The sequence below is a fragment of the Clostridium sp. genome (assembly GCF_036639235.1).
Classification (GTDB): domain Bacteria; phylum Bacillota; class Clostridia; order Clostridiales; family Caloramatoraceae; genus Clostridium_AB.
In genome coordinates, this window is record NZ_JAVWJB010000073.1 from 1 (window position 1) to 5212 (window position 5212).

The following is a 5212-nucleotide window of genomic DNA, read 5'->3' on the forward strand; positions in this document are numbered from 1 at the left end:
ACTTAAATCATTTTAATACTCAGCTTAGAAAAGCTAAGAGCATGGTTGGTAAGATTCCAAGTGGATCTACGAAGAGAAGTTTAAGTTCTAGGGTATCTGTTTGTGAAAATGTTATAAGGGCAACAGAATCAACTGTTAAGCTTGAGGATAGCATGAACAAGAATTCACATACTTTAAGTAGTGTTCCTACATTTGAAATATATATTAATAATGCAAATAAATATATTAATAGAATTCCAGAGGGAATACATTCATCTGCGAAGGTTGGACTTTCTAAGAGAAGTTATAGCAGATTTAACAATATAAGAGATATTAAGGTTAAGAATACTATTGAATATAGCTATGCAAATCAGCTGTATAATGAGGCTAGTATGCTATACCAAAAAGCACTTGCAAATTCAACTAAGGATAATGTTGCAGCAGCTGATATAAAGGTTAGTGAGGCTTTAAAGGCTGTTTATGCAGTTTCAACAAGTGTTATTAAGGACAAGCTAAGAGGCAATATTAAGGTTTTAATTAACAAGGTAAGTAAGCTTCCAGGTTCAGGGATTACAGGGGGAGGCTCAGGTGGTTCAGGAGGCGGTGGATCAACTCTACCACCAGTAGATTTAGCTAAGCCAACTATAAGACTTAATGGTGCTGTAAATAATTACATAAATAAGAATGATAAATTTATAGATCCAGGATATACTGCTACTGATTCAGTTGATGGGGATATAACATACAAGGTTCAAGTAACTTACCAACAAAATGGTAAGCCAATATCAAGTATTAACACATCAACAGAAGGTACGTATATGATTGTTTATACTGTAACAAATAGCCGTAACAAGACACAGACAACATATAGATGGCTAACAGTTGGAGCAGCTACTAATCCTGGGGGTGGCGGCTCAGGTGGCTCAGGTGGCTCAGGTGGCAACACAGGTTCAGATGTAACACCACCAGTAATAACTCTAAAAGGTGATTCAAGAATATTTGTTAAGTATGGAGGAACCTTTACAGATCCAGGATATACTGCTACAGATAATGTTGATGGTGCTAGCGTAAGAGTAGAGCAAGAAATTTACTATAATAACTATCAAAAGGTAACATTTATAGATACAAGAAAAGCAGGTTTCTATAGTATTACATATAAAGCTACTGACAGGGCTGGTAATAAAACAGAGGTAGTAAGAACTGTTACTGTTGAGGAAATTAATGCTGATAGTGATGGATCAGTAATTATGTCTACTATTGATGGAATAAACGTGGACTTAAAGGTAGCAGCTAACTTAACATCCCCTGATGAGATTAAATATGTACAGGGTGACGAGCTTAGAGGTATTAAGGTATCAGCTGCAAGCTCTAAGGCCTATATAGAAATAAAAGGGAATAATGCTAGTACGATTGCCTCTGGAACTGGTGCAGTTGAGTATACAGGTAATTTAGCAGATTATGATGAGCTAACTATTGTAAGTAGGTCTGCAGACTATAAGGATATAAGATATTATAAGGTTAAGCTTACAAGAATAGGGGCTGGGGATAATGTTTCAATAGCTAGGGCTATATTAGAGTCTGATAATATAAGACAAGTATACAAGGTACTACTTGGAGCTTATCCAGGGATAGTTAATAAAGAGTGGGAAAACTCATATGTTAAGGAAGTTTCAGATGGTAAGCCTGGTATAGTTATTGTTAAGGGCAGCGGATACAATAAGGTGTATAGTTTTGAAGGAACAGATATGAGGGTAGACCCATCTAATACTGTTGCATATAACATAATAAGAGATACATTATTTGATGTTAATGATAGAAGAATAACTGACATGGATAAAACTTCAAAGGATTCATTTATTCAGGCTCAAATAACAGAGGCTACATCTAAATATTTAAGAGATGGTGTGGATAAGACTAAAAGAGTTAACCATTCTAAGGCTAAGGAACATCTATTTAAGATGGTAGAGGCAACTGATGGAAAAACTATAAGAGAAAATTTAATAAATTATATAAGACTAGATGTAAGTCCACTTCAACTAGGAACTAACTTAGAAACTAAGGATATAAGTGAGTACTTAGATAGTGAGTATTATGAGGTCTTAAATGATACAAATGGTTCAATACGAAATATGATACGTAACTTAACTATTGGACTTGAGTACAATAAGAACTATCCAAACATTAAGTCTCTAATTGTTGATAGTGCTAATAGTAAGGCAATAGTAAAAACAATTAGTAGTATTACATCTCTTAAGTCATCAATGAATACAGAGGGATGTGAAGGAGATTTAAGAAATCTTTTAACTAGGCTTGAGAATGTAACAAAGCATAGACGAGAAACAACTGGAATAGATAAGAAGGTGTTTAAACCTTTAGGTGATAAGACACTTGATTATACTATGAAACAAGAAACAGACAAGGATCCTAAGCCAGGTGTAACTTCAGAGGAAGATAATTATTACTACTATGATGTTAATTATAAGAAATATATAGATCAAATTATAATAGCACTTGGAGGTAAGACTGATAGTGTTGTAGCAGTAGAAAATGGTATAAGGGAAGCTAATAAATTAGCTAAAAAGGAGAATTCAGAAGATCTTAATGAAATAATTAGGATTCTTAAAAACTCTCCAGCTGTATTAACTGATGATAATGCTGAGGATCTACTTGCTATGCTTTATAAAGTAAGTGATAGAATACCTAATGCAACAACTAAAAAGTTTAGAGAATTAGGTTCTACAAGTGACATAGATATTGTTAAGAGAAAAGAAATAGCACAGGTTTTACGGGACCTTATAGCTAAGGATACAAATTATTCTGGAGATAAGATTAATACACTAACTATTAAGAAGTTAATAGCTAATAGTAGTAGATTAGATTTAGATAGTAGGAGTAATTTTATTATTCAAAACGCTATGGATACATATGAATCTCAATTAGCATTATTTGAATCATTAGAGACTAAAATGCTAACTACTTATAAATACCAGCATAAGTTTATAGAAACTCCAAATCAAGGTGGGGATGTTGATAATTCTCAGCAGTGGCTAAAGTTGAGAAGAACATTAATAGATGATATACGTGATTATATAAGTAATGCTAAGTTAACCTTAGAGTGGAGAACTCCAGGTTGGGATGGAAAATTTGAAGTTAATGAGACAGGGTCAAGTAAGGCGTATACTGATAATGAATATAAAATTACCCACTTTATTCTATACAATAATGAATTGTTAAAGGATAGTAATAATGTGATAATTAATCAAAGTCAGTATGATTTAGTACAAAAGCTTAAGAGTACAGCTTCATTTAGAAGCGGCACCTCAGTTAAGGGTATTGATGCTATTATGAATGAAATAGTTACAGAAGCAATGAAAATTAATGCACCAATTCCAGAAGGGCCAGTTAAACCGGTTAAGCCTTAAGAAATTTAAGTAATGGACGATAACTGGTAATAAAGTTAATATTAGGCCTCATATTTTTGAGGCCTAACTAATATATATATAGGGTTTGAAAAGAAAGTTTTAATGTAAGGTTGAATTGTACTATTTACAAAAAACTGTTTAAAATCTATGATATTTTGGAACAATCCAAATGATTCCATATTAAAAGAATAAATATATTTTAAATATGGTCTTGTAATTCATGGCTTTTTTAAGTACAATATACCTATAATTCAAAATAAGGTATATAATGGTGAATGGGCTAGCTTTAACTAGGTATTCACAGTTAAATCGTATACTTCGCTCAATTGATGAGTTTTAATATATAACTTTACATGTTAAAATTGTACCTAAACTAGTATTTTCTAGTATCTTCAATAATGAGCAATCATTATTAAGGAACTTAGAAATAATAAATTCAAAATTGTACCAAAAATCTCATGTTATTACGTGAGTGCTTTAAGTCTCATTCCCAAGAGCTTAAAGTTCTAAAAAAGCACTTTGTTTTGGCTTGCCAAACAAAGTGTTTTTTTTTGTGTTACTTGAATACTATAGTTATGTAGGACAAAATTAATATTTTATAAGTTATTTGCTTGTAAACAATCTAAATTATTATATATTTTTGTTTTTAAGTTCAAAATAGAAAACATTAAGTGTATAATAGTAATAACACCTAAAAAAGGAGGGGTTCAAAATGAATAAAAAAGCTAAAGGAGCTATAGCTGCAGTGGCTGCAATTTCAGCAGCAGTAGGTGCAGTATTTCTTACTAAGAAGGTCGGTGCTTTTCTAAAGGAAGGTAGATGTAAAGAGTGTGGAAAAAAGATAGACAATGAGCTTTTTACAGTTTATGAACCTGAAGACATGGCATACCTATCAAGGGACTGTGTTGATTCTAAGTTTGCATCAAGGGGAGAAGTATGTGAGGATTGTTTTGATTGCATATACGGACCGGCAATTGATGCTTATAACGGGGCACTTGATGCTTCAAGTGGTGTAAAGATTTATTTCAAGGATTTCCAAGGCGAAGTTGATTATGTAGAGGAAGTTAAAAAGGTTTCTACAGAATGCTTTGAATCTAAGGACGAGGCTCTATATGCTATTAAAACAATGGCTGCTTACCTTGAATGTGATATTGTTTTTGACGTTGAATTTTTCAGTGAAGTTATAAATGAACAAAGTGGAAAAAGAGTTATGTATAAGGTAAAGGGTATAATAGCTAAAAGCTAATATATCTATAAGCTTTTTCCTAGTTTAATATTTTAAATACATGCATCCCAATTAAATATTGGGGTGCTTTTTTTGATTTACATTAGCATTTAAGTTTTAGGGTAAATATTATATATAAGGTTGAGAATAGATGAAAAATAGTCGAAAAATATATGGTAGCCTATAGGCTATTTGGAAGGTAGGTGCATTATGACAAGTTCGGTTTTTAATTTAGCCCTATTAGGAGCATTAGGATTTTTTCTATGCTTTGTTATGTATGGCTATCTTAGGTTTAGGAAAAAAAGCAAAACAGCAAGGAAGGTAAGTGGAGTTTTCTTACTAACAGGTATATTGATTTTACTAGGATATATTGTTCTTATAGCAGTCTCCTTTTTTGCACCATCGATTATAAAGGATTATGCAGGTCAGGTTAAAGCAGAATCTTCACATGGAATAACTAGTTATAAGGGACTTGAGGGAAGTGTTTTTAATGGACAAAGTAGAAGGGAATCTACAGGAAACCTAAAAGTAGATGCTATTCTAGAAAAGGGAGATGCTCTACTTATTCAAAATAATATGCAAAAGG

General features: G+C 32.3%; 3 protein-coding genes. All 3 read left to right on the top strand.

From position 1 onward, the window contains the following. Positions 1 to 3401: DUF5011 domain-containing protein (locus RR539_RS10255; RefSeq protein WP_332500405.1), on the top strand; the 3401-nt coding region annotated here is incomplete at its 5' end. Between the two features lie 712 nt (positions 3402 to 4113). Then, complete coding sequence (locus tag RR539_RS10260; RefSeq protein ID WP_332473755.1) at positions 4114 to 4647, top strand: hypothetical protein; 534 nt, start codon at positions 4114 to 4116, stop codon at positions 4645 to 4647. 189 nt (positions 4648 to 4836) lie between these two features. Beyond that, on the top strand, positions 4837 to 5212 hold a 376-nt coding region (locus tag RR539_RS10265), incomplete at its 3' end, for a hypothetical protein (protein ID WP_332500406.1).